The sequence below is a fragment of the Pseudomonas sp. GM50 genome (genome assembly GCF_000282375.1).
Lineage (GTDB): Bacteria > Pseudomonadota > Gammaproteobacteria > Pseudomonadales > Pseudomonadaceae > Aquipseudomonas.
In genome coordinates, this window is the sequence record NZ_AKJK01000073.1 from 19,004 (window position 1) to 42,111 (window position 23,108).

Sequence of the window (23,108 nt, forward strand, 5' to 3'; positions counted from 1 at the left end):
CCCAGGAGTTTTGCCAATCATGACCGCACGTAAACCGGAAATCGTCATCACCTATTGCACGCAATGCCAATGGCTGTTGCGCGCCGCCTGGCTGGCCCAGGAACTGCTCAGCACCTTCGGCGATGACCTGGGCAAAGTGTCTCTGGTGCCCGGCACCGGCGGGGTTTTTCACATTTTCTGTGACGATGTGCAGCTCTGGGAGCGCAAGGCCGACGGTGGTTTTCCCGAGGCCAAGGTGCTCAAGCAGCGGGTCCGCGATCAGATCGATCCGGACCGCGACCTGGGCCACAACGACCGCACTCAGTGAGACGGGGCTTCTACCGCCACGGCTCTCTTGCTTGAACTGCCGGACAACCGGCTCGAGACCACGATCGCCACGATGATCAGCGCGCCGCCGATCAGCATGCGCAGCGTCGGGTTTTCATCGAACAGCAGCCAGGCCAGGGTGATGCCGTAAACCGGCTCCAGAGCAAACACCACTGACGCGGTCCGGGCTTTGATCACCGCCAGGCTGGCGACGAACAGGCTGTGGGCGACGCCGGTGCAGAACACCCCGAGCAGGCCGATCCACAGCCAGTCGATGGCGCGCACTTCGCTCAACTGCGGCACCGCCACCGGCAGCAGGCAGATCGCAACCACCACGTTCTGACACAGTGCAGCCTGCACCGGCGGAATTCGTCCAGAGCTGGCGCGGTTGGTCAGGGACAGCAGGGCGAACAACAAGCCGGAAGCCACCGCCCACAAAAGGCCAGTGGTGGCGCCGCTGGCCAGATCGAAATACGGTGTGACCAGCACCAATCCAATACTGACCAGCACCACCAGCAGGATTTCGTTGGCGCGGATGCGCTCGCGGAAGATCAACCCTTCGAGGATCACGGTAAACGCCGGGAAGCTGGCAAAACCCAGGGTCGCGATCGCCACCCCGGCGACCTTCACCGCGATAAAGAAACTCACCCAGTGCCCGGTCAGCAGCAAGCCGCTGAGCAGCAGGCGGCGCAGGTCCGCGGCGTCGAGTTTCTGCCAACGGGTATTGCTTGCGAACCGTGCGAAAAACGCCAGGGCGAGGACGGCAAACGCGGCACGGCCGAACACGATGATGGCCGGCGAAGCGGCGGCGAGTTTGCCGAATACGCCGGTCAGGCCGAACATCAGTGCACCGATATGCAGAGCGCCAAGGGCGGTACGGGGAGTCATTGCAATCCTTGATAAACGAATCGAATCCGGCCGACAACCATCGGCCCCTGTAGGAGCTGGCGAAGGCTGCGATCTTTTGATCTTCAGCGATCTCAAGAAACACAAGATCAAAAGATCGCAGCCTTCGCCAGCTCCTACATTGAATCGTGCCGGGCCGATTATGTCTGTCGCCAGACTCGCGTCATTTGTCGCCAGCCTCGCGGCGCAATTTACCGGGTGAGGCACCGAACTCACGCAGCACTGCCGCGGCGAACGCACTCTGCGAGCTGTAGCCGACCCGACAGGCGATCTCGCCAATGGGCAGCGCTGAATCGCGCAACAAGCCAACGGCCATGTGCAGCCGACGACTGCGAATGTAGTCCATCGGCGTTTGCCCGCATTCCGCCACGAACCGTGCGTGCAACCGAGCGCTGGACAGGCCGGCAATGCGCGCCAGATCGGCGACTTGCAGCGGATAGGCCGCGTATTGATCGATGTGTGCATTCAGCGCCGCATAAGGCAGACGCCGACCGCCCACGCTGTCGGGTTTGGCGTTGTTCAGGCTGGCCAGCAACAGCACCGCGCCTTGCTGCGCAATCAGCGGATCACTGATCTGACTGCCTGCCAGCCAACTCACCAGCTGGCTTTGCCCGGCGTCCAGCGACAGGCGTCCGGCATTGTCGAGCAAGCGGCGGCTGGCTTCGGTGTGATCGCCAAGGGACTGCGAAACCCACTGCTCGCTCGGCACATCCAGTACCAGGCAACGACTGCCATGGGCGCTGTCGCAGGCATGATGCGCGCCCGACGGCACCACCACGAAACTCTGCTGAACCACCTGACTACCATGCCCCTCGACCTCGAAGTCCAGCGCGCCCGACAGCCCGAACACCAGTTGTGCGTGGTCGTGGCTGTGGACGATCAGGTCGTGGGTGTACTGGCGTAGCGTGAGGATCGGTCTCATCGCAGGTCTCCTGTGCAGGTCGCCAGTCTACACCGGGTGCGGCCCGGCTCGCGCTGTCACAAGACTGACTTGCCACTGTCATGGGCAATTCACTCGACCGGCGCAAGCTTGCCAAAACTTGTCCTGAGGGTTGCCCATGACCAGCGCCGAGCTCGCCAAACCCAGCCGTAAGCAACGTGTACGGACCTTGTGGATTTCCGATGTGCATTTGGGCACCCGAGACTGCCAGGCCGAACACCTATCGCAATTTCTCAAGGGCTACCACACCGACAAGATCTACCTGGTCGGCGACATCATCGACGGCTGGAAACTGCGCAGCGGCATGTACTGGCCGCAAGCGCATACCAATGTGATTCGTCGCCTGCTGACCATGAGCAAGCGCGGCACGGAAGTGATCTACGTCACTGGCAACCATGACGAATTCCTGCGCCGTTATTCGAAGCTGATGCTGGGCAATATCCAGCTGGTGGACGAAGCCGTGCATGTGACCGCCGATGGCCGTCATCTGCTGGTGATTCACGGCGACCAGTTCGACGTGATCACCCGCTACCATCGCTGGCTGGCATTTCTGGGCGACTCGGCCTACGAATTCACCTTGACGCTCAACCGCTGGCTCAACCATTGGCGTGCCCGTTATGGCTACGGCTACTGGTCGCTGTCGGCGTACCTCAAGCACAAGGTCAAGACAGCCGTCAGTTTCATCAGCGATTTTGAAGAAGCCATTGCCCACGAATGCGTCAAACGCGAGTTGCACGGAGTGGTGTGCGGGCACATTCACCATGCCGAGATTCGCAAGGTCGGCGAGGTGGATTACCTCAATTGCGGGGACTGGGTGGAGTCGTGCACGGCGCTGATCGAGCATTGGGATGGCTCGATCGAGCTGTATCGGTTGGCCGATGCCCAGGCGCGGGAGGCCGAGTTGAAGGCGGTGAAGGTCGCTGAACCGGCGTGAACCGATCCGACGCCTTCGCGGGCAAGCCTCGCTCCTACAGGTTTTTTGTCGTTCTCACGCCGGGATGGCAAACGTGAACCCTGTAGGAGCGAGGCTTGCCCGCGAAGGGGCCCGCCCGGACATCCAGATTAATCAGGCCGGCGAATGCTCTTCCATCGCCGCCTTGTAAATCGAATTCTTCGGCTGCGCAAACAGCCGCTCCACCATCGGTTCGAAGAAGCTCAGTGGCAGCGTGTCGTACGCCGGATCAAACGCCGCCGCATCGTACCGGGCGCAAAATTCGATGGTCGCCTGATACTGCGGATGACCGCTGAATTGCTCGCGCAAATGCCGATCCATGCCCAGGTGATGAAAGAAGTAATAACCCTGGAAAATCCCGTGCTTCTCCACCATCCACAGGTTCTCGGCGCTGACGAACGGCTTGAGGATCGCCGCGGCGATGTCCGGATGATTGTAGGAGCCCAGAGTGTCGCCGATGTCATGGAGCAGGGCGCAGACCACGTACTCTTCGTCGCGACCATCACGCCAGGCACGGCTGGCAGTTTGCAGGGAGTGGGTCAGACGATCTACCGGGAAACCGCCGAAATCCCCCTCCAGTAACTTCAGGTGCGCCACGATCCGTTTGGGCAATTGCCGGGCATAGGCGCTGAAATCAGCGGCGATGATCGCCCAGTCTTCCTGCGTGCCGTCCTGCATATGGGTAAAACGGGCATGGACATTCATCGGCTATCCTCTTGTTCTAGTCGAAAGGGATGCGTTGAGTGTAGGGCTTGGATCCAACGCTGCATTGGCTGCACAAGACGCTTTTGTGGCCAATGGAGCCTAGAACGCCACGCGACCCAGAATCATGTCGCGGTACATGACGAAATCGCCGAGCAGGCTGTAAAGAGGATGCTGAAAGGTGGCAGGGCGATTCTTCTCGAAGAAGAAATGCCCGACCCAGGCGAAGCTGTAACCGGCCAGCGGCAGGGCCAATAACATCCACCACGCGCCGTTGCCGATGGTCAGCGCCAGAATGAAAATAACCAGGGAGGTACCGACAAAGTGCAATCGTCGGCAAGTGCTGTTGCGGTGTTCGCTGAGGTAATACGGGTAAAACTCAGCGAAGCTATTGAAACGCTTGATGTTTTCCACGACTGCGATCTCTGGGGTTGCTGTGCACGCGACAAGTTGTTCTGCGGGTAGCTTATTTGAGTCTAGAGTGATCATTGGCATCAGCCAGTGACAATAGGCGCCACTTTAGTATCCTTGGGTATTGGGTCGTGGCATGCGGCCATCACGTAGTAAACGCCATGAGCGAACGAACGACTTCTTCAAGCTGGGCGATGGGGATTGTCAAAGCACTGGAAATGGACGGCCTGGATTGCCAGGTTCTGTTCAAGCAGCTAGGGCTCGACTATGCGGCACTGGATGACCCGGATGCGCGCTTCCCGCAAGATTCCATGACGCGGCTCTGGCAGCGCGCGGTCGAGCTGTCCGGCAACCCGGCGATCGGCCTGAACATGGGCAAGGTGGTGCGACCGGCGTCCTTCCATGTCGCCGGTTATGCGTTGATGTCCAGCCAGACCCTGGCTGAAGGCTTTCAACGTCTGGTGCGTTATCAGCGAATCATCGCCGAAAGTGCCGACTTGAGTTTCCGATTGCTGGATGAGGGGTATGCGCTGATTCTGACGGTCCATGGCGACCATCTGCCGCCGACCCGACAGAGTGCTGAAGCATCACTGGCCTGCGCCCTGGCACTCTGTGGCTGGCTGACCGGCCGTACGCTGCAGCCGCGCAAGGTCTTGCTGCAAGGCGCTAACCCTGTTGATCTTGAACCTTATAAACAAGCCTTTCATGCCCCGTTGATGTTCAACGCGCCTTATGACGCCTTGATCTTCGAGCGCGCCGACATGGAGGCGCCGCTGCCCACCGCCAACGAGGCCATGGCGCGGCTGCACGACCGGTTTGCCGGCGAGTATCTGGCGCGGTTTTCCGAGAGCCGCGTGACCCACAAGGCGCGGCAGGTGTTATGCCGTCTGCTGCCTCAGGGTGAACCCAAGCGTGATACGGTGGCCCAGACGCTGCACTTGTCGCAACGCACCTTGCAGCGTCGCTTGCAGGAAGAGGGCACGAGTTTTCAGACCTTGCTGGATGACACCCGACGTGAACTGGCCGAGCAATACCTGGCGCAACCGAACATGACCCTGCTGGAAATTGCCTACCTGCTGGGGTTTGCCGATCCGAGCAACTTCTTCCGCGCCTTCCGACGCTGGTTCGATTCCACCCCCGGCGAATACCGGACGCGGCTGATGGAAGCGCCCGTGCGGATCAGTGACGCCAGAACGCAGGGATACACAGAACAAACACCGTAATGATCTCCAGTCGGCCCAGTAGCATGCCGAACGAGAGAATCCACTTCGCGGCATCCGGCAGGCTGGCGAAGTTACCCGCCGGGCCAATCGTTTCGCCAAGCCCAGGGCCTACGCCAGACACCGTGGCGGCCGCGCCGGTAAGCGCGGTCATCCAGTCCACGCCCAGTAGCGATAGCAGCAGTGCGATAACGCAAATGGTGATGGCGAAGAAGAACGAAAAGGTCAGGATCGAGCGCACGATCTCTTCATCGAGACGGTGGCCGTTGTATTTCTGCTTGATCACCGCGCGCGGGTGTATCAACTGGTTAAGGTTGGCCTTGAGCAGGATGTAGGCAACCTGGAAGCGGAAAATCTTGATCCCGCCAGCGGTCGAACCCGAGCAGCCGCCAACAAACCCCAGATAAAAGAATAGCATCAGTGAGAAGTTGCCCCAGAGGCTGTAGTCCCCCAGTGCAAAACCGGTGGTGGTCACCACCGATGTCACGTTCAGCGCCACATGCCGCAAGGCTTCCAGCCAGTGCAACTGGGTGGTCCACCAGTACCAGGTGCCGAGCACCAGCCAGGTCACCAGCAACATGCCGAGCAGCCCTTGAACCTGTTCATCCTTGATCAAGGCCTGACGGTTACCGCGCAGGGTCGCTACGTACAGGGTGAACGGCAGGGCACCGAGAATCATGATGACGATCGCGACCCAATGCACCGCAGGCTCCGGCCACTTGGCCAAAGACTGGTCGGAGGTCGAGAAACCACCGGTGGAAATCGCTGACATCGCATGGTTGATGGCGTCGAACAGGCTCATCCCGGCCCACCAGAACGCCAGGCTGCCGAAAATGGTGATGCCGACGTAGGCCGCAACGATCAAACGCGCCACCATGTGCGAACGGGGCATGACTTTTTCGGAACGGTCTGACGACTCGGTTTGAAACAGCCGCATGCCACCGATGCGCAACAAGGGCAGAATCGCTACCGCCATGCCGATAAAACCGATGCCACCGATCCAGTGCAGCAATGAACGCCACATCAGGATGCCGGGGGACATGTTGTCCAGGCCCGTGAGTACCGTCGCTCCGGTGGCGGTGATGCCGGACATGCTTTCGAAGAACGAGTCGGTGTAGCTGATGTGCTGGGTCAGCAGGAACGGCAGGGCGGCGAAGATGCACACCACCAGCCAGCTGCTGACGGTCAGCAGGTACATGTCTCGCGGGCGCAGATGGATGTGCTCGGGGCGCCCCGGTATCACCAGGGCCAGACCGGCGACAAAGGTAATCATGCTGGCCCAAAGGAACGACGGCAGGTCGCTGGTGCGTTCGAAGATCACCAGGGTGGCCATGGGTACAACCATGGCGATGGCCAGCGTGATCAGGAAGATGCCGATGATGAAACCAATGATCCGTAAGGTCGGCAACGCCATGAAGTCCGCTCGGGCTGATAGTGGGAAGGGCGCCATTCTACCTGCGGGGCGGGGCATGTAAACCGACGCCGTCGCGACAGTTGACGCTAGAATAGCCAAACATTTTCTACAGGAGGTGGCCGATGCAGGCTCTCGACGCTTTGCTCAACCGTGTTTCCGTCCCGCGACTGCTCGATCCGGCACCCACTGCCGAGCAACGGGAAGTGCTGTTTGCCGCCGCGATGCGCGCGCCAGACCATGGCCATTTGCAGCCTTGGCGCTTCCTGACAGTCGAAGGCGCGGCACGCGAGCAAATGGGTGAGTTGCTGGCCGAAGCGGCGAAGCTGCAAGACAGTGATGTGTCCGAGGCCTTGCTGGACAAGGCGCGCAACGGTCCGTTGCGTGCACCGCTGGTGGTTGTGGTGATTGCGCGTTTGCAGGAACACGCCAAGTACCCCAAGTCCGAGCAATTATTGGCGGCAGGCTGTGCGGCTCACGGGATTTTGCTGGCGGCCTATGCGCAAGGCATTGGCGCGGTGTGGCGCACTGGTGAGCTGGCTTATTCGGCGCATGTGGCTAAAGGCTTGGGGCTGGCGGAAGGGGAAGAGGTGATTGCGTTTCTTTACCTTGGCACGCCGCAGAAAGAGCCGCGGGTGGCGGAGAAGGTCGATCTGGCCGAGTTTGTCAGCGCCTGGTCCGGTAAGGCCTGAAGATCAAATGCTTCGCGGGCAAGCCTCGCTCCTACAGGTAATCTGGCGATCATGTGACCCACACAATCCTGTAGGAGCGAGGCTTGCCCGCGAAGCTTTTAAGGTTGCACCACAGCCCCCGGCACCAACGGCAATTCCAGGCTGGCAATGAACCCGCCCTGCGGATGATTGGCCAATACCAGACTGCCGCCATGCCGTTCCGCCGCACGGCGCGCGATGGCCAGCCCGAGGCCATGCCCGGCCGCTGTCTGCCCGGGCGCCCGATAGAAGGGTTCAGCCAACTGATTCAAATGCTCGGCCTCGACGCCAGGGCCGTGATCACGCACGCTGACCACAATCCTGTCGCCCTGACGCAACGCCTGCATTTCGATCGGCTGCCCGACTGGATTAAAGCGCTGGGCATTGCGCAGCAGGTTGTCCACGGCACGCTCGATCATGGTCGGCCAGCCTTTGAGGTTCAGTTGCGGCTCGGCCTCAAGGCGTACGTTCTGCTCGGGCGAGCCCAACTGCGCATCTTTTTGCAGGGTATTGAGCAGCGCATTGAGATCCACTTCTTCAGCGCTGGCGTTGTCGGCGTCGACGCGCGCCAGTACCAGGATTTCGCTGATCAGCGCTTCCAGTCGATCGCATTCACGGGTCAGGCGTGGCCAGAGTTTTTCTCGCTCCTCAGGATTGGCCCGCTCGGCCAGCGCCAACGCAATGCGCAGTCGGGCCAAGGGTGAGCGTAATTCGTGAGACACGTCCCGCAGTAATTGCCGCTGGCTGCCGATCAGGCTTTGCAGGCGTGCGCCCATGCGGTTGAAGTCGTTGGCCAGCACGCCGAACTCATCGCGGCGGTTGGCCAATTGCGCCAGGCTGTTCTGTTGATACGTCGTCTGCCCCAGCTCATGCACCGCGCCACGTAAACGGCTCAGCGGTCGGGTGATGGAAAAGGTCACCAACAGGCTGAACAGGGTCAGCACCACCAATGCAATTCCCAGTGCACTCAACGGCCAGAGCAGGCTTTCACGGTGCCAGGCGTCCAGTTCCGGGTGCGGAATGCGGTAGATCAGCAGGTAGGTGTCGCCCGTCTTGGCGCTGGTGTACTCATCGGTCAGACGCCGCCACGGCAGGCGCCGATCGTCATTGTTCTGCCGGGCTTCGAAGGCCGCCGCCCGCCGAGGGAAGGTGCCGCGTACCACCGGGTCCCCCGTTTCGTTGAGTACCTGAACGTCGATGTGATACTGGCGCTTGCGCTGCTCCAGAATGTCTTGGGCGGCTTCTTCGCCCTGGCTTTCGTAGGTTTGCGTCCACTGTTCGGCCAAGGTGTTGAGGCCCGGGTGACGACTGAGAATCCACGCGTCCTGGTTGAGCATGTGCCCGAGCAGAATGGAAAGCCCTGCAACCAGAGCGATGGCCAACCAGAAGCTGGCCAGGATACGCCAGAACAATGAGCGCACAGAAAATCCTCAAACAAGCACAAATCCATGTGGGAGCGGACCCTGTGGTGAGGGGGCCCTTGTGGCGAGGGGGCTTGCCCCCGTTCGGCTGCGAAGCAGTCGTAAACATTACCTGCGATTTAACTTTGAAATGCCGGGGCCGCTTCGCGACCCAACGGGGGCAAGCCCCCTCGCCACACAGGCTCGCTCCCACATTAAATTGAGTGGCAAAAGACCCAACGGTGTTAGCCGTTGGGTCCAGTGTTAGCGCATTATTGCGCTTTTTGCGCTTGCTGCGCTTTCCAGGCCTTGAACTCGGCCCATTCGGCGCGACGCTCAGCCTTTTTCTTCTGGATCTCGTCGAATTGCTTCTGTTGATCCGGTTTCAGCAGTGCGCGAACGTCGGCCTCGGCTTTTTTGTGCTTGGCTGCCATCTCGTCTTTCAGGGCTTTCTGATCGGCTGGCGAGAGTTTTTCCAGGTACTTGTCGACCAATTGCTGACGCTCATGCATCTGCTCGCCCATGATCTTGCGGATTTGCTCGCGCTGTTCGCGGCTCAGGTCCAGCTGGCTGTAAGGGCCTTTACCGTGCATGCCGTGCATCTGACCGCCGTGGCGTGAGCCGTCCATGTGATCACCCATCGGACCTGCGCCTTCAGGCATGGCCATGGCAACGGTCGGCAGGGCGGCAGCAAACATCAGAGCGATAAGAGTCTTGCGCATGGTGTATCTCCTTGTCTCGTTCCCGGTACGTTCCGGATGTGTGCAGATTACGCAGATCAAGGTCAGCGGCGGTCAGCGGAGCGTAAAGCTTGGGTAAAGACGATTTTCTACCTTCCTGACAATTCCACGATGTACCACAGTGCGGCGTAGGAGCTGCCGAAGGCTGCGATCTTTTGATTTTGCTTTTTACGGCCAAGATCAAGATCAAAAGATCGCAGCCTTCGGCAGCTCCTACAAGGGATCGCAGGTCGTGCTCAGAGGCTGTAGTAGTAACCACGACTGCGCAGGGCAACGATGCGTGGGCGGCCGTCGGGGTGTGGGCCGATTTTTTTGCGCAGGTTGCTCACGTGCATGTCCAGGCTGCGGTCGTACAGGGTCAGTTTGCGACCGAGGGCGATTTGCGCCAGCTCCTGTTTATCCAGCGGTTCGCCGGGCTGCTTGAGCAGGGCTTCGAGCAGGCGGCTTTCGGAGACAGTGAGGGTGAACTCCTGTTCATCGATGCTGACCACGCCACGCACCGGGCTGAAGCACAAGTCGCCCAATTCGAGCTGGCTGGAGACTGCCGTCGGATGACTGCGGCGCAATACCGCGCGCAGGCGCGCTGTCAGTTCCCGCGGATCGCACGGTTTGGCCAGGTAATCATCGGCACCGAGTTCCAGGCCGAGGATGCGGTCCAGCGGTTCGCCACGGGCCGACAGCATCAGCACCGGCAAATCCGGATGGTCACTGCGCAGTTGCTTGAGCAGTTCCAGGCCACTGCCGTCTGGCAGCATCACGTCCAGCACCACCGCCGCCGGGGAAGTTTCGGCCAACGCCCGGCGCGCGCTCTGGCCATCGTGGCAGGCACGGACCTGAAAGCCTTCCTGGCTCAGCCAACTGCTCAGGAGCTCACACAGCTCCTGGTCATCATCAATTAGTAACAGCTCGCTCATCACTCACTCAATTTAGCCATTGCCGACGTTTTCTGGTTGCACCACTGGCGAAGATACCGCAGAGCAGGGCCAATAGCGCTACTGCGCCCCCAATCACGAACCATTGCTGCTGATCTGTCAGCAGGCGTGGCAGCGGGCTGCTGGCCTGAGCCTCCTTGAGTTGCAGCTTGAGGCGCTGATTCTCCTGGCGCAACCGGCTCAACTGGGCGCTTTCGCGTTCGCCATCGGTATTTTGCAGTTGTTTGCTCAGTTCTTCTCGTTGCTGTTCGCTTACCTTCAAGCGCTGCTGCAACTCGGTGATCTGGCTGCCGGCGCTCAAGGACAGCGGCGTCGAACTACCGCCATTGGCGCTTTCTTCACCATGGGCGGGCGCCATGATCGACAACGTCACCAACATCAGACACAACGGACCTTTGCGCATCGCAACTCCTGATTCCAATACGAGTATTGGGCAGGTTGTCGGCCGGTAAACAAGAATAATGAGCGATTGAACGCGCGATGAACCGACAAGGCTCATCGCGCGGGAGGGCTTTATGGCAGGACTTGCTTGAACGGCTTGACCAAAACATTGGCGTAGACGCCTGCGGCAATGTACGGGTCGGCGTCGGCCCAGGCCTTTGCGGCGCTCAGCGAATCGAATTCGGCAACGATCAGGCTGCCGGTGAAACCCGCCGCGCCCGGATCATTACTGTCGACGGCCGGGTGCGGGCCGGCCAATACGATACGACCTTCGCCTTTAAGCACTTGCAGGCGCTCAAGGTGCGCAGGCCGTGCGGCCAGGCGGGCTTCCAGGGAGTTGGCGACGTCTGTGGCAATGATTGCGTAAAGCATGTCAGTCCTCGGTTTTTGGCGTGGTGGTATCGGCGTCGTGCAGGTGGCGGGACAGGTAAATGCCCTGGGCGACCAGGAACAGCAACGTCATGCCCAGACTGCCGAAGACTTTGAAGTCGACCCAGTAGCTCTGGAACGTGAACGCGACGAACAGGTTGGCGGCGCCGCAAAACAGGAAAAAACCGATCCAGGCGATGTTCAGACGGGTCCAGACCGGCTCCGGCAGGGTCAGCGCGTGGCCCATGATGCGTTTGATCAGCAGTTGATCACCGATGAAGTGGCTGCCGATGAACCCGAGGGCGAACAGCCAGTTGACCACCGGGGCTTTCCATTTCAGGAAGGTCTCGCTGTGGAACGCCAGGGTCAGGCTGCCGAAGACCAGGCACGCGATGAGGGTCAGCCACTGGCTCTTCTCCAGCTTGCGCTGCTTGATGAACAGCGTGCCGTAAACCACCAGGGAGCTGATGATCAGCACTGCGGTGGCGCTGTAAATACCACCGACAGACAGTTGATAACCGCCGATGTCGACGATCCGAGGATCGATTTTGAAGACGATGAAAAACAGCAGAAGCGGGATGAAGTCGATGAATTGTTTCACAGTGGCAGCCAGAAGCAGGATGTGGCGGCATAATAACAAACATATTGACGCGCGATAGCGTCAGCTGATTTGAGGTTACACAGTCCTGTGAATGTTGATTTGCACTGCCATAGCACGGCTTCCGATGGCGCCCTGGCGCCTGCGGTACTGATTGCGCGTGCGTTCGAGAAAGGCGTGCGAGTCCTGGCCTTGACCGATCACGACACCCTTGAAGGCCTCGACGAGGCCCGTAGCGCCGCGACGGCGCTGGGGATGCAACTGGTCAATGGCGTCGAATTGTCCTGCACCTGGGGCGGGGCGACCATCCACGTTTTGGGCTACGGTTTCGACGTCAATGCGGCGCCGTTGGTCGAGGCCATCGCAAAATTGCACGACGGCCGCTGGCTACGGTCCGAAGAAATAAGCCGCAAGTTGGCGTTGAAAGGCATGCCGGGGGCGCTCGACGGCGCTCGGGCCATTCAACAGGAGCTGGGCGACAGCGGTAATGCGCCGGCCCGTCCGCATTTTGCCGACTGGATGGTGCGCGAAGGTTTCGTCAAGGATCGCGCCGAAGCGTTCCGCAAATGGCTGGGCGCCGGCAAACTGGGCGACGTCAAACAACACTGGCCGACCCTGGAAGACACCGTCGAAACCCTGCGCGCCGCGGGTGCCTGGGTCAGCCTGGCGCATCCCTGGCACTACGATTTCACTCGCAGCAAGCGTCGCCGCCTGATTGCCGACTATATTCAAGCAGGGGGCCACGCGATAGAAGTGGTCAATGGCCATCAACCCGCCGAACAGGTGGGCAGTTTGGCGATTCTTGCCCGCGAGTTTGGTCTGCTGGTCAGCGCCGGCAGTGATTTTCATGGCCCTGGAGGCTGGTCCGAGATCGGTGAATACCGCCCGGTCCCGGAGGATCTGCCACCACTGTGGTGTCGATTCAAACATGACCCAATTATTGCCGTCGTCTGAACAGGTAGAGAATGTGAGTCAATTTTTCCAGATTCATCCGGAAAACCCGCAACCGCGCCTGATCAAACAGGCTGTCGAGATCATCCGCAACGGCGGGGTGGTGATTTATCCCACAGACTCTTCCTACGCCATTGGTTGCCAGATCGGCGACAAGAACGCCGTGGAACGCGTGCGCCGGCTGCGTCAGCTGGATGAGAAGCACAACTTCGCGCTGATTTGCAGCGACTTGTCGCAGTTGGGGCTGTTTGCCAAGATCGATACCGGCACCTTCCGTGTGCTCAAGGCTCACTTGCCTGGCCCTTACACCTTCATTCTCAACGCCACCCGCGAAGTCCCGCGGCTGTTGCTGCACCCGAAAAAACGCACCATCGGCCTGCGTGTGCCAAGCCATCCGATTGCCCTGGCATTGCTGGAAGAGCTCGGCGAGCCGCTGATGAGCGTGACCCTGATCATGCCCGGCGACACCGACCCGTTGAGCGATCCTTACGAAATGCGCCAGTTGCTCGAGCATCAGGTCGACCTGATCATCGACGGCGGTTTTGGCGGGATCAAGGCGTCCACCGTGATCAGCCTCGCCGACGGCGAACCGGAAATCATCCGCGTCGGTTGCGGCGACCCTGCGCCTTTCATGGCCGAGGCCTAGATGTCTGCAGTAGAACCCGTCGACAGCCAGGCCGGCGCCCAGCAAGAACTGCCTTTCGCCATGGTCTATGGCCAGGCGGTCATGGAAATGCCGCTGGACCTGTACATCCCGCCGGATGCGCTCGAGGTCTTTCTTGAGGCCTTCGAAGGCCCGCTCGACTTGCTGCTGTACCTGATCCGCAAACAGAACATCAACATCCTCGACATCCCGGTGGCGGAAATCACCCGTCAGTACATGGGCTATGTCGAGTTGATGCAGTCGGTGCGTCTGGAGCTGGCCGCCGAGTACCTGGTGATGGCTGCGATGCTGGCCGAGATCAAATCGCGGATGTTGCTGCCGCGGGCCGAAACGATCGAAGACGAAGAGGACGATCCTCGCGCTGAGCTGATTCGTCGCTTGCAGGAGTACGAGCGTTTCAAGGCCGCTGCCGAAGGCATCGATGGCCTGAGCCGCGTCGGCCGCGACGTGGTGGTGCCCAAGCTCGATGCCCCGGAAGCCCGGGCGCGCAAGCTGTTGCCGGACGTGCGTCTTTCAGAGCTGTTGCTGTCCATGGCCGAGGTCTTGCGCCGTGGCGACATGTTCGAAAGTCACCAGGTCAGCCGTGAAGCGCTGTCCACCCGCGAGCGCATGAGCGATGTGCTGGAACGGCTTAAGGGCGGCGGTTTTGTGCCCTTCGTCGAGCTGTTCACCGCTGAAGAAGGGCGCCTGGGGGTGGTGGTGACCTTTATGGCGATCCTCGAACTGGTCAAGGAATCCTTGGTCGAGCTGGTGCAGAATGAGCCGTTCGCGGCGATCCATGTCCGGGCCCGAGCCGAATAACGAGTTGAATCATGAACCTGACTGAACCCCGCGAGCTGGCGCCACTGCTTGAAGCCTTTCTGTTGGCCTCGGGAAAACCGCAATCGCTTGAACGCCTGTTCGAACTCTTCGAAGAAGGCGAGCGGCCGGAGCCCCCTGTTTTCAAGAAAGCGCTGACGATTCTGGCAAAGTCCTGCGACGGCCGTGCTTTCGAGTTGAAGGAAGTTGCCTCCGGGTATCGCCTGCAGATCCGCGAAAAGTTCGCGCCGTGGGTCGGACGTTTGTGGGAAGAGCGGCCGCAACGCTATTCCCGCGCCATGCTCGAAACCATGGCGCTGATCGCCTATCGCCAGCCGATCACCCGGGGCGAGATCGAAGACGTGCGCGGCGTGGCCGTCAACAGCCACATCGTGAAAACCCTGCTGGAACGTGAGTGGATCCGCATCGTCGGTTACCGCGACGTACCCGGCAAACCGGCGATGTTCGCCACCACCAAGGCGTTTCTCGATCACTTCAACCTGAAGAATCTCGACGACCTGCCGCCACTCGCCGAACTGCGCGAACTTGAACCCGATCCTGTGCTCGATTTCGACGACGCGCCCGTGCCTGCCAGCCTGCAGGAATTGGCTGATGCCAGCGCCGAGCCGGAAGAACCCAAGGAAGAAACCAGTTTCCACACTCTGTTGCTGGAACTGGACACCATGGAAGAGGGGCTCAAGACCGACTTCGACGATTTGTTGCGCGATGGCGCGGTGACCGAGACGGAAGGGGAGTCGGTTCAACCCGAGCCTGAAACCGAAGCTGAACCTCCGGTCGAGGCTGAAGCCGAAGTCGAATCAGAACAGGAAGACGACATTCTTGGCGTCGCCGAGGCTCGCGAAAAGCTCCTGGCCGCCGTAGCCGCGCTCGAACAGCCGAAACCCGAGCCCGAATTGACCGACGAAGAAGCCGAAGCCAAGGCCCTCGCCGAAGCAATCGAAGCTGAGCGCCGCCAGTTCGAAGATTGACCCAAATCCTGTGGGAGCGAGCCTGCTCGCGATTGCGGTCTATCAGTCACTTTGATGCTGAATGTGCTGTCGTCATCGCGAGCAGGCTCGCTCCCACAAGGGTTCCGTGTTCTCCGGTTGATTAAACTCGGTGCCACCGGTCGGCGGAAAATCAAGTAAGTCTTCATCGATCAGCTAGTCTCTGATGCGCGAACGTCTCCATGAGCGTATGATTCGCGACCCTTCGGCGATCGCTTCGCCCAAGTTCTTCAAAAAGTACCCAGATTTACATCGCTTCAGGCACAAGCCTGAACAGACCACACCGGGAGGTGCCCAGATGAGTATCAACGACCAGAAAGACGACCAGGAAATCGGCCCAGCAGGCGAAAAGCTGCAGAAAGTCCTCGCCCGTATCGGCGTCGGCTCGCGCCGTGACGTGGAAGCCTGGATCAGCCACGGCCGCATCAAGGTCAATGGCAAAGACGCCACCCTCGGCCAGCGCGTCGACCTGCATGACGCCATCACCATCGATGGCCGGGTGATCAAGCGCGAAGAAGCCGCCGAGTCGGTACGCCGCGTGATCATGTACAACAAACCCGACGGCGAAATCTGCACCCGTAACGACCCTGAAGGTCGTCCGACCGTGTTCGACAAGATGCCGCGCCCCAAAGAAGGTCGCTGGATCAACATCGGTCGTCTGGACATCAACACCACCGGTTTGCTGATGTTCACCACCGACGGTGAATTGGCCAACCGCCTGATGCACCCATCCTACGAAATGGACCGTGAATACGCGGTACGTGTACGTGGCGAAGTCGACGACGAGATGATTGAACGCCTGAAGGCAGGCGTGGTGCTCGAAGACGGCCCGGCCAAGTTCACCGACATCAAACAGGCTCCGGGTGGCGAAGGTTTCAACCACTGGTACCACTGCGTGGTGATGGAAGGTCGTAACCGCGAAGTCCGTCGTCTGTGGGAATCCCAGGGCCTGGTGGTCAGCCGCCTGAAGCGCGTGCGTTTCGGTCCGGTGTTCCTCAACTCCGACCTGCCGATGGGCCGCTGGCGCGAAATGAGCCAGTACGAAGTCGATGTTCTGAGTGCCGAGGTCGGCCTGACGCCGGTGGCGATGCCGCAAATGAACGCCAAGAGCAAAGACAAGCTCGATCGCATGCAGCGCAAATCGTCCCGTCCGATGGGCAAGACCGAACGCGTACGGACCCTGCGTCCAGCCGCTGGTGCTCCGGCAGCTGGTCCACGTCCAGCCCGCGAGCCACAGATCGAAGGCGAACGTCCGGCCCGCAAGCCAGCGCCACGTCAGGACGGCGAGCGCGGTCCACGCACACCGCGTCCGGCCAACGGTCGCACTGAGCGTGGCGAAGGCCGTGGCGCTCCGTCCGGTGGTCGTAGCGATCGCGGCGCGCCTGCCGGTCGTGGTACGCCCGTGGCAGACCGCCCGGCCGACACCAAGCGCCCGGCCAAGCCGGCGCCGAAGAAACGCCCAGGCATCGTGCTGGTCGACCGTGACGCGCCATCGGGTAAACGCCGCGGCGCGCCAGCCGGTTCCGGCCAGCGTCCGGGCTTCGGTCGTCGCAAGCCTGAGTAATCGGTAAGCGCTCCATGAAAAACGCCATCCCTTGGGATGGCGTTTTTTTTGGGGGCTGGTTTTAGTTGTACGGTGTTTATGAGGGCCTCTTCGCGGGCAAGCCTCGCTCCCACAAGGGCACCACCGTACCTGTAGGAGCGAGGCTTGCCCGCGAAGGCATCAGCCGCATCACCTCAAAAACTGGAGCTAGAAGACAAACCGCCGATCAAACACCGGGTCATCATCCAGCGCCAACACGCCACCAGAGAAGATCAAATCCAGATGATGGCTGCCCTTGGCACCTCCGCCCAACCCCAGGTGCAAGCCGCAATGGCGCTCCTCGAACCCGGCATTGCGCGCATACAAATCTTTCACGCCTTCGTTGGTACCGATCCCCAACTCCTCGATTCGCCGATTGGACGGATTGGCGTCCAGGTACTTGTTGAAGTCATGTTCCAGCCCCGGCACATCGGTGGCGATTTTGCTGATGGTGGAGTTCTCGATCCACAACTCCAGCGGTGACGCCAATACGCCGTACTTGCGGGCAAATGGAATCGTACTGAGGAAAGTCCCCATAAATTTCACCCGGCCATTAATCGCCTCGCTATGAGTAGCGATTTCGCCGGGCGCCAGGTCGAAGTTGCCGATACCGTTGATGTCGGTCCACTTCTTGATACTGCTCAAGGGTGTTTCGAACCACGACCCATGATCATCTTTGAAACTCAGGGTGGTGGCGTGGGACATGCGCTGGATCAAGTGGCTGTTCAACCCGGCAATTCGCTGCGGGGTGACACTGAAAGTGTCGTAGAAGTAATCGCCGTAATCCTTGAACAGCAATGACTTCTTCCAGTTCTGCGCCATCACGCCTTGCAGCGCACGGACAAACTCCGGGCCGTCGGGACGCGGGTTGGGCAGGGTGGAAGAGTCGTAGAAAAAAATGTACAGATCGCTGTCGGTAATTGCCTGGGCCAGCAATTCGGTGGGTTCGAGGTCCAGACGCATCGCGCTGAAGCTGAACCGTGGGCTGTTACCAGCCTGTTCGGCGATGGCGCAGGTGTGCGCCTCGTAATCAGCGGTATGGCCGAGCAAGACCTTCGCCGGGTTGATACCGGCAACGGCAGGGTGATGTTCGAGGTAGTAAAGGAAATGCGAAATGGCGCGTTGCTTATCCATGTAGTCCTCCCTGACAAACCGAGAAAGTGGCAGGCACGACCGGCCGGATCGTGCCTGCCGGGATGTCTTACAGAGGCCACATCGCCGTGCCGAACGGAACAACCGCGTCGGCTTGCATCATGTCGACGGCGGCATCATGGGTCGGTGCTTCAAACCAATCGTCCAGTTGCAGTTCAGTGTCCAAGTCTTTGTCCAGTGCTTGCATGGTGAATCTCCTAGATGACTTCTTTGGTTAAGAACAGCGGCGTGCTTTTCACTCGTTGAAGAGCGCGTCAACGTGCCGGTCGATGCGGCTCGGCAAGTCGCTGAAAACCTAGTTCACAGGGTTTTAGAATGCAAAAAAAAATTAAACAATTTTCATTTGAACTATTTATTCCATTTTTCGAAAGCCAATTTTCTTAATAAAAAACAGAAAACTAAGCAGGACATTTCCTTAGGAAGCTTCCTATCGTCAATTTACAGTCAGTGGGCTTCTGGATCTGATTTGGAAAATTTACGTTACGCCTTGTCAATAAAACCTTACGAAAAGCGCTCTTAAACCCCGTGGAATGCCGCCAGGAAGAGGAGCGTAAGGAAAACCTGCCGTCCGCCAGCCTGTTGGCGGTATTCAAGGGCTCTGGCACGCTTGTTTCAGCAGCGTATGAAGGGTGAGATGCGCCCCATGCCTGTCGTGCAGGTGCATAACAAGAAGGAGGCGCAATGAACGCCGTGACTCATCTCCATCTCTCCCTGTGGGGCGATTTTTCCGTTGCCCCCATCGATGACCTGCAAAGGTCTGACTCAATTTTTGCAGCCGCCCGAGACCCTCGAGGCGGACACAGGCAATCCCGGCAACCGACGCGCTGATCCAGCGGTGTCTGGCAGCAGGGGGTTACAGGTGTACAATGCGCCGCGTTTTAACTGTGACCCTCTGCGCAACAGCGCAAACCTCAAGGCTATCCGCCTTGTTCACTCCGCCGCGTCACGAGCGTGTCGGGTTCGATTTCGTCACAGATAAAAACAAACAGGTGACGCATGACTATCGTAAAAACGCTGAACTCCTGGTGCCTGCGCTGGGGTTTGATCGGCGCTGCTTGAAATCGCAACCGAGCAGCAACGTCTACTGAACATCATCAAACCTTGCGTGAGACCCTTTTCATGAGTGGACAAAACTCGCATTCAGGCGAGCTGAAACGCGGCCTGAAAAATCGCCATATTCAACTGATCGCCCTCGGTGGCGCGATCGGTACCGGGTTGTTCCTCGGCTCGGCCGGCGTGCTCAAATCCGCCGGCCCGTCGATGATTCTCGGCTACGCCATCTGCGGCTTCATCGCTTTCATGATCATGCGCCAACTCGGCGAAATGATCGTCGAAGAGCCGGTCGCCGGTTCCTTCAGCCACTTCGCGCACAAATACTGGGGCGGATTTGCCGGCTTCCTGTCGGGCTGGAACTGCTGGATTCTGTACATCCTGGTGGGCATGTCGGAGCTGACCGCGGTCGGCAAATACATCCACTACTGGGCGCCACATATCCCGACCTGGGTCTCGGCAGCCGGCTTCTTCGTCTTGATCAACCTGATCAACCTGGCCAACGTCAAAGTCTTTGGTGAGGCCGAGTTCTGGTTCGCGATCATCAAGGTCGTGGCCATCGTCGGCATGATTGCGCTCGGCAGCTACCTGCTGGTCAGCGGCGACGGCGGCCCACAAGCCTCTGTAACCAACCTGTGGGAACACGGCGGCTTCTTCCCGAACGGCGTCAGCGGTCTGGTGATGGCCATGGCGATCATCATGTTCTCCTTCGGCGGCCTGGAAATGCTCGGTTTCACCGCTGCTGAAGCCGACAAGCCGAAAACCGTGATCCCGAAAGCCATCAACCAGGTGATCTACCGGATCCTGATTTTCTACATCGGTGCGTTGGTTATCCTGCTTTCGCTGACGCCATGGGACAGTCTGTTGGCGACCCTGAACGCGTCGGGTGATTCCTACAGCGGCAGCCCGTTCGTTCAAGTGTTCTCGATGCTTGGCAGTGACACCGCCGCGCACATCCTCAACTTCGTGGTCCTGACCGCGGCGCTGTCGGTGTACAACAGCGGCACCTACTGCAACAGCCGCATGCTGCTGGGCATGGCCGAGCAGGGCGATGCGCCGAAGGCCTTGTCGAAGATCGACAAACGTGGCGTGCCGGTGCGTTCGATCCTGGCATCTGCCGCTGTGACGTTGATCGCGGTGTTGCTGAACTACCTGATCCCGCAAAACGCGCTGGAACTGTTGATGTCGTTGGTGGTGGCCACCCTGGTGATCAACTGGGCGATGATCAGTTTCTCGCACTTCAAGTTCCGTCAGCACATGAACAAGACCAGACAGACGCCACTGTTCAAGGCCCTGTGGTACCCGTACGGCAACTATGTTTGCCTGGCGTTCGTGGTGTTCATCCTTGGCGTGATGCTGCTGATTCCGGGCATCCAGATCTCGGTGTATGCGATTCCGGTGTGGGTCGCGTTCATGTGGGTCTGCTACGGCATCAAGAACAAGCGTAGTGCGCAACATGCGTTGCAGGCTGCAGGTTCCGCTGCCAAGTAAGTGCAGAACGCGGAAACAACACACCCGGCCATGTGCCGGGTTTGTCATTTATGGGTTCCATACAAAATCCTGTGGGAGCGTGGCTTGCCCGCGATTCAGGCGCCGCGGTTCATCAGGCATACCGCGTTATCGTTCATCGCGGGCAAGCCACGCTCCCACAGGGGCCGCATTCGTTTAGTCCATTCGCGGTATCCTGAACGCCCTGATACCGGACCTTTTTCCATGCTGGTGATTTCCAACAACGTGCATCTGCCGGATGCCGAGATCGAATTGACGGCCATTCGTGCGCAAGGTGCCGGTGGGCAGAACGTCAACAAGGTCTCCAGCGCCGTGCACCTGCGCTTCGACATTCCGGCCTCGTCCTTGCCCGAGTTCTACAAGGAGCGGCTGCTGGCGCTGCGCGACAGTCGCATCACCAGCGAAGGGGTGTTGATCATCAAGGCCCAGCAATACCGTACGCAGGAGGCCAATCGCGCCGATGCGCTGGAACGGCTGACCGAGTTGATCCTCAGTGCCACCAAGGTCGAGAAGAAACGCCGTCCGACCAAGCCGACACTCGGTTCGAAGAAGCGTCGGCTCGAATCCAAGACCAAGCGCGGTAGCATCAAGGCTGGGCGTGGCAAGGTGGATTTCTAACGGGCGTCGCGTTCTTCGCGGTGCTTTTCATTAAGGTGCTTTTCATAAAGGTGCTTGGGCGCCTGCCGGTACAAGTAGACGCTCAGCATCAATCCGCTCAAAGCGGCGAGGGCAGCGAACAGGAAGATCGAGGCAAATCCGAATCCTGCCGCTATCGCGCCCGCCAGCGGTCCGGTAATTCCCAGCGACAAATCGATAAACAGCGAGTACGCCCCGACTGCCGCGCCACGGCTGGAAGCGGGCACCAGGTTGACCGCTTCCACGCCCAATGCCGGGAACACCAGCGAAAAACCGAAACCGCTCAGCGCTGCGCCGGCCAGTGCCCAATGGGCATCGGGTGCCAGCCACAGCAGCAACAACCCGAGGGTTTCCACTGACAGGCAGGCAATCGCCACGCGAAAGCCGCCGAGGCGGTTGATCAGGTTACCGAACAACAATCGCGCACCGATAAAACTGGCGCCGAACAGGCTCAGGCACAGCACCGCGTTGGACCAGTGCTGAGTGGCGTAATACAGGGTGATGAATGTTGCGATGGTGCCAAAGCCGATGGAGCCCAAGGCCAGACCGCAGCCGTGAGGAAACACCCGCCCCAGCACGTGCATGAACGGCAGACGTTCGCCGACAACGATGGGTGCAGCGGTTTTTGGCCAGGCCAGCGCCAGGCCCAGAACGGCCAGCAGCACGATGCTCACGCCCATGCTCCACAAACCCAACTGACTTACCAGCAACACCCCCAGCGGCGCGCCGACCGCCAGAGCGCCGTAACTGGCGATACCGTTCCAGGAGATGACTTTGGCGGTATTCGCCGCGCCGACCCGGCCGATGCCCCAGCCGATCGACCCGGAGCCGACCAGGCTTTCTGCGCTGCCGAGCACCAGTCGGCCGATCAACAGGCTGATCAGGCTCAACGTCGGCAGGCTTTGCGTCCAGGCCGAAATCAACATGAATACACCGCTCAAACCACAGCCGGCGAGGCCGTACATCACCGCCAGTTTGCTGCCCTTGTTATCGATGATGCGCCCGGCGTAAGGGCGGCTGAGCAGGGTGGCCAGGTATTGCACACTGATCACCAGCCCGGCGATCACGGCGCCGAAACCGAGGTCGCTGTGGACGTAGCCGGGCAATACGGCCAGGGGAATGCCGATATTCAGGTAACCGATGAACGTGAACAGGACGATGGAAACGACTTGCAGCGTGACCGCCATGGGGCGCTGGGTTTCTGACATGGGTAAAGGTCCACGGGGCAGCAGGATAGATAGGCTGCTTATGATAGCGGCGCGGGCGGTCGCGGGGCGTGGAAAAGTAAAACTATTTGCCGGAGGGGGATAATCAGGATTTTGCCGGGGCTACCAGTTGCGTCGTGACCAGAGCGGCCAAGGCGTTTTCTTCGCTGCCGAAGCGGGCCAGCAGGGCGGCTTGCTTCTCGGGGGAAAGGCGATTCCAGATCTCGATCATCTTCTCGGCGGTGCCGATCAGGACGCTGGCCTGGGTTGCACTGAATTCGTCGGTCATGGGAAAGCTCAAGGTTCAGGCGGTGTGGAAAGCGCATATTAGCGCTTTCCACACGGTCTGGTCGTACGGGTGGATCAGTCTTCGCTGTCGGCCTGGCGGCGTTCAGGTGCTTCTTTCGTCTCGGGCTGTTGGGCACCGGCTTGTTGCGTGGTTGTCTGCTCAGTTTCGTGCAGGCTTGGGAAGGGGAGATTAGGGATCTCGTGCATGTCGCGCTCCTCGCTAAGTCT

27 protein-coding genes are annotated in these 23,108 nt (G+C 59.8%); 11 read left to right on the forward strand and 16 right to left on the reverse strand.

The annotated features are described in order from the left end of the window. The first annotated feature begins 19 nt into the window (after positions 1 to 19). Positions 20 to 307 (forward strand): SelT/SelW/SelH family protein, encoded by a 288-nt coding sequence (locus PMI30_RS11830; RefSeq protein WP_007895010.1) that lies wholly within the window; start codon positions 20 to 22, stop codon positions 305 to 307. Here the strand turns inward: PMI30_RS11830 and PMI30_RS11825 are convergent. Then, positions 301 to 1,194, reverse strand: a complete 894-nt coding sequence (locus PMI30_RS11825) for a DMT family transporter (protein WP_008010976.1) — start codon at positions 1,192 to 1,194, stop codon at positions 301 to 303. The two genes, PMI30_RS11830 and PMI30_RS11825, sit on opposite strands and share 7 nt — an antisense overlap. Before the next feature lie 181 nt (positions 1,195 to 1,375). Then, the gene (locus PMI30_RS11820; protein ID WP_008010977.1) at positions 1,376 to 2,134 is read right to left on the reverse strand and encodes a helix-turn-helix transcriptional regulator; all 759 of its coding nucleotides are present in this window, start codon (positions 2,132 to 2,134) and stop codon (positions 1,376 to 1,378) included. A gap of 136 nt (positions 2,135 to 2,270) precedes the next feature. On the opposite strand from PMI30_RS11820, the gene PMI30_RS11815 reads away from it, so the two are divergent. After that, on the forward strand, positions 2,271 to 3,086 hold the full coding sequence (locus PMI30_RS11815; protein WP_008010978.1) for a UDP-2,3-diacylglucosamine diphosphatase: 816 nt from the start codon (positions 2,271 to 2,273) through the stop codon (positions 3,084 to 3,086). Positions 3,087 to 3,218: 132 nt separating this feature from the next. Here the strand turns inward: PMI30_RS11815 and PMI30_RS11810 are convergent, their stop codons facing one another. Beyond that, positions 3,219 to 3,809: an HD domain-containing protein gene (locus PMI30_RS11810; protein ID WP_008010979.1), complete on the reverse strand. Its 591-nt coding sequence runs from the start codon at positions 3,807 to 3,809 to the stop codon at positions 3,219 to 3,221. Positions 3,810 to 3,908: 99 nt separating this feature from the next. Next, entirely contained in the window at positions 3,909 to 4,220 is a 312-nt protein-coding gene (locus PMI30_RS11805) for a DUF962 domain-containing protein (protein WP_007895016.1), read from the reverse strand. A gap of 158 nt (positions 4,221 to 4,378) precedes the next feature. On the opposite strand from PMI30_RS11805, the gene PMI30_RS11800 reads away from it, so the two are divergent. After that, the gene (locus PMI30_RS11800; RefSeq protein ID WP_202949724.1) at positions 4,379 to 5,440 is read left to right on the forward strand and encodes an AraC family transcriptional regulator; all 1,062 of its coding nucleotides are present in this window, start codon (positions 4,379 to 4,381) and stop codon (positions 5,438 to 5,440) included. On the opposite strand, the gene PMI30_RS11795 is transcribed toward PMI30_RS11800, so the two are convergent. Then, on the reverse strand, positions 5,397 to 6,851 hold the full coding sequence (locus PMI30_RS11795) for a TrkH family potassium uptake protein (protein WP_008010981.1): 1,455 nt from the start codon (positions 6,849 to 6,851) through the stop codon (positions 5,397 to 5,399). The two genes, PMI30_RS11800 and PMI30_RS11795, sit on opposite strands and share 44 nt — an antisense overlap. Before the next feature lie 122 nt (positions 6,852 to 6,973). On the opposite strand from PMI30_RS11795, the gene PMI30_RS11790 reads away from it, so the two are divergent. Further along, positions 6,974 to 7,540 (forward strand): NAD(P)H nitroreductase, encoded by a 567-nt coding sequence (locus PMI30_RS11790; RefSeq protein ID WP_007895019.1) that lies wholly within the window; start codon positions 6,974 to 6,976, stop codon positions 7,538 to 7,540. A 98-nt stretch (positions 7,541 to 7,638) separates the two neighbouring features. Here the strand turns inward: PMI30_RS11790 and PMI30_RS11785 are convergent, their stop codons facing one another. The 6 genes from PMI30_RS11785 to PMI30_RS11760 form a co-directional block, all read right to left on the reverse strand. Beyond that, positions 7,639 to 8,979, reverse strand: a complete 1,341-nt coding sequence (locus PMI30_RS11785) for a sensor histidine kinase (protein ID WP_008010982.1) — start codon at positions 8,977 to 8,979, stop codon at positions 7,639 to 7,641. Between the two features lie 251 nt (positions 8,980 to 9,230). Next, the gene (locus PMI30_RS11780; RefSeq protein ID WP_008010983.1) at positions 9,231 to 9,680 is read right to left on the reverse strand and encodes a Spy/CpxP family protein refolding chaperone; all 450 of its coding nucleotides are present in this window, start codon (positions 9,678 to 9,680) and stop codon (positions 9,231 to 9,233) included. Positions 9,681 to 9,934: 254 nt separating this feature from the next. Further along, the gene (locus PMI30_RS11775; protein ID WP_008010984.1) at positions 9,935 to 10,612 is read right to left on the reverse strand and encodes a response regulator transcription factor; all 678 of its coding nucleotides are present in this window, start codon (positions 10,610 to 10,612) and stop codon (positions 9,935 to 9,937) included. 7 nt (positions 10,613 to 10,619) lie between these two features. Next, positions 10,620 to 11,033: a hypothetical protein gene (locus PMI30_RS11770; protein ID WP_008010985.1), complete on the reverse strand. Its 414-nt coding sequence runs from the start codon at positions 11,031 to 11,033 to the stop codon at positions 10,620 to 10,622. A gap of 110 nt (positions 11,034 to 11,143) precedes the next feature. Continuing rightward, complete coding sequence (locus tag PMI30_RS11765) at positions 11,144 to 11,443, reverse strand: YciI family protein (protein WP_008010986.1); 300 nt, start codon at positions 11,441 to 11,443, stop codon at positions 11,144 to 11,146. A 1-nt stretch (position 11,444) separates the two neighbouring features. After that, positions 11,445 to 12,041, reverse strand: coding sequence for a septation protein A (locus tag PMI30_RS11760; protein WP_008010987.1), 597 nt, complete (start codon positions 12,039 to 12,041; stop codon positions 11,445 to 11,447). A gap of 87 nt (positions 12,042 to 12,128) precedes the next feature. Here PMI30_RS11760 and PMI30_RS11755 point away from each other — a divergent pair, with 87 nt between their 5' ends. The 5 genes from PMI30_RS11755 to rluB all read left to right on the forward strand — a co-directional run bounded on the left by PMI30_RS11755 (position 12,129) and on the right by rluB (position 17,022). Then, positions 12,129 to 12,992, forward strand: a complete 864-nt coding sequence (locus PMI30_RS11755; RefSeq protein ID WP_008010988.1) for a PHP domain-containing protein — start codon at positions 12,129 to 12,131, stop codon at positions 12,990 to 12,992. 13 nt (positions 12,993 to 13,005) lie between these two features. Continuing rightward, on the forward strand, positions 13,006 to 13,635 hold the full coding sequence (locus PMI30_RS11750; protein WP_032830619.1) for an L-threonylcarbamoyladenylate synthase: 630 nt from the start codon (positions 13,006 to 13,008) through the stop codon (positions 13,633 to 13,635). 60 nt (positions 13,636 to 13,695) lie between these two features. Then, the gene (locus tag PMI30_RS11745; RefSeq protein ID WP_172435665.1) at positions 13,696 to 14,454 is read left to right on the forward strand and encodes a segregation and condensation protein A; all 759 of its coding nucleotides are present in this window, start codon (positions 13,696 to 13,698) and stop codon (positions 14,452 to 14,454) included. Between the two features lie 11 nt (positions 14,455 to 14,465). Then, complete coding sequence (gene scpB / locus PMI30_RS11740; RefSeq protein ID WP_008010989.1) at positions 14,466 to 15,440, forward strand: SMC-Scp complex subunit ScpB; 975 nt, start codon at positions 14,466 to 14,468, stop codon at positions 15,438 to 15,440. Positions 15,441 to 15,756: 316 nt separating this feature from the next. Then, positions 15,757 to 17,022 carry a 23S rRNA pseudouridine(2605) synthase RluB gene (rluB, locus tag PMI30_RS11735; RefSeq protein ID WP_008010990.1) on the forward strand — a complete coding sequence of 422 codons (1,266 nt, stop codon included), beginning with the start codon at positions 15,757 to 15,759 and terminating at the stop codon, positions 17,020 to 17,022. A 186-nt stretch (positions 17,023 to 17,208) separates the two neighbouring features. Here rluB and PMI30_RS11730 read toward each other — a convergent pair whose 3' ends face one another. Together PMI30_RS11730 and PMI30_RS31530 are read right to left on the reverse strand one after the other, a co-directional pair. Further along, positions 17,209 to 18,174, reverse strand: coding sequence for a hypothetical protein (locus PMI30_RS11730; protein ID WP_008010991.1), 966 nt, complete (start codon positions 18,172 to 18,174; stop codon positions 17,209 to 17,211). A gap of 67 nt (positions 18,175 to 18,241) precedes the next feature. Further along, positions 18,242 to 18,379: a hypothetical protein gene (locus PMI30_RS31530; RefSeq protein ID WP_007902483.1), complete on the reverse strand. Its 138-nt coding sequence runs from the start codon at positions 18,377 to 18,379 to the stop codon at positions 18,242 to 18,244. Positions 18,380 to 19,311: 932 nt separating this feature from the next. Between PMI30_RS31530 and PMI30_RS11720 the strand changes: the two genes are divergently transcribed. Continuing rightward, on the forward strand, positions 19,312 to 20,733 hold the full coding sequence (locus PMI30_RS11720) for an amino acid permease (RefSeq protein ID WP_008010993.1): 1,422 nt from the start codon (positions 19,312 to 19,314) through the stop codon (positions 20,731 to 20,733). A gap of 222 nt (positions 20,734 to 20,955) precedes the next feature. Then, entirely contained in the window at positions 20,956 to 21,369 is a 414-nt protein-coding gene (arfB, locus tag PMI30_RS11715; protein ID WP_008010994.1) for an alternative ribosome rescue aminoacyl-tRNA hydrolase ArfB, read from the forward strand. Here the strand turns inward: arfB and PMI30_RS11710 are convergent. The 3 genes from PMI30_RS11710 to PMI30_RS31905 form a co-directional block, all read right to left on the reverse strand. Next, the gene (locus PMI30_RS11710; protein WP_008010995.1) at positions 21,366 to 22,595 is read right to left on the reverse strand and encodes an MFS transporter; all 1,230 of its coding nucleotides are present in this window, start codon (positions 22,593 to 22,595) and stop codon (positions 21,366 to 21,368) included. The genes arfB and PMI30_RS11710 overlap by 4 nt on opposite strands. Positions 22,596 to 22,698: 103 nt before the next feature. Further along, positions 22,699 to 22,881 carry a hypothetical protein gene (locus PMI30_RS11705; RefSeq protein WP_008010996.1) on the reverse strand — a complete coding sequence of 61 codons (183 nt, stop codon included), beginning with the start codon at positions 22,879 to 22,881 and terminating at the stop codon, positions 22,699 to 22,701. Positions 22,882 to 22,955: 74 nt separating this feature from the next. After that, entirely contained in the window at positions 22,956 to 23,087 is a 132-nt protein-coding gene (locus PMI30_RS31905; RefSeq protein WP_007902501.1) for a hypothetical protein, read from the reverse strand. Positions 23,088 to 23,108: the final 21 nt, after the last annotated feature.

Coding starts and splice junctions, on each gene's coding strand:
- PMI30_RS11830 (WP_007895010.1), top strand. CDS start 20: ATGACCGCACGTAAACCGGAAATCGTCATCACCTATTGCACGCAATGC.
- PMI30_RS11825 (WP_008010976.1), bottom strand. CDS start 1,194: ATGACTCCCCGTACCGCCCTTGGCGCTCTGCATATCGGTGCACTGATG.
- PMI30_RS11820 (WP_008010977.1), bottom strand. CDS start 2,134: ATGAGACCGATCCTCACGCTACGCCAGTACACCCACGACCTGATCGTC.
- PMI30_RS11815 (WP_008010978.1), top strand. CDS start 2,271: ATGACCAGCGCCGAGCTCGCCAAACCCAGCCGTAAGCAACGTGTACGG.
- PMI30_RS11810 (WP_008010979.1), bottom strand. CDS start 3,809: ATGAATGTCCATGCCCGTTTTACCCATATGCAGGACGGCACGCAGGAA.
- PMI30_RS11800 (WP_202949724.1), top strand. CDS start 4,379: ATGAGCGAACGAACGACTTCTTCAAGCTGGGCGATGGGGATTGTCAAA.
- PMI30_RS11795 (WP_008010981.1), bottom strand. CDS start 6,851: ATGGCGTTGCCGACCTTACGGATCATTGGTTTCATCATCGGCATCTTC.
- PMI30_RS11790 (WP_007895019.1), top strand. CDS start 6,974: ATGCAGGCTCTCGACGCTTTGCTCAACCGTGTTTCCGTCCCGCGACTG.
- PMI30_RS11780 (WP_008010983.1), bottom strand. CDS start 9,680: ATGCGCAAGACTCTTATCGCTCTGATGTTTGCTGCCGCCCTGCCGACC.
- PMI30_RS11775 (WP_008010984.1), bottom strand. CDS start 10,612: ATGAGCGAGCTGTTACTAATTGATGATGACCAGGAGCTGTGTGAGCTC.
- PMI30_RS11770 (WP_008010985.1), bottom strand. CDS start 11,033: ATGCGCAAAGGTCCGTTGTGTCTGATGTTGGTGACGTTGTCGATCATG.
- PMI30_RS11765 (WP_008010986.1), bottom strand. CDS start 11,443: ATGCTTTACGCAATCATTGCCACAGACGTCGCCAACTCCCTGGAAGCC.
- PMI30_RS11745 (WP_172435665.1), top strand. CDS start 13,696: ATGGTCTATGGCCAGGCGGTCATGGAAATGCCGCTGGACCTGTACATC.
- scpB (WP_008010989.1), top strand. CDS start 14,466: ATGAACCTGACTGAACCCCGCGAGCTGGCGCCACTGCTTGAAGCCTTT.
- rluB (WP_008010990.1), top strand. CDS start 15,757: ATGAGTATCAACGACCAGAAAGACGACCAGGAAATCGGCCCAGCAGGC.
- PMI30_RS11730 (WP_008010991.1), bottom strand. CDS start 18,174: ATGGATAAGCAACGCGCCATTTCGCATTTCCTTTACTACCTCGAACAT.
- PMI30_RS31530 (WP_007902483.1), bottom strand. CDS start 18,379: ATGCAAGCACTGGACAAAGACTTGGACACTGAACTGCAACTGGACGAT.
- PMI30_RS11720 (WP_008010993.1), top strand. CDS start 19,312: ATGAGTGGACAAAACTCGCATTCAGGCGAGCTGAAACGCGGCCTGAAA.
- arfB (WP_008010994.1), top strand. CDS start 20,956: ATGCTGGTGATTTCCAACAACGTGCATCTGCCGGATGCCGAGATCGAA.
- PMI30_RS11710 (WP_008010995.1), bottom strand. CDS start 22,595: ATGTCAGAAACCCAGCGCCCCATGGCGGTCACGCTGCAAGTCGTTTCC.
- PMI30_RS11705 (WP_008010996.1), bottom strand. CDS start 22,881: ATGACCGACGAATTCAGTGCAACCCAGGCCAGCGTCCTGATCGGCACC.
- PMI30_RS31905 (WP_007902501.1), bottom strand. CDS start 23,087: ATGCACGAGATCCCTAATCTCCCCTTCCCAAGCCTGCACGAAACTGAG.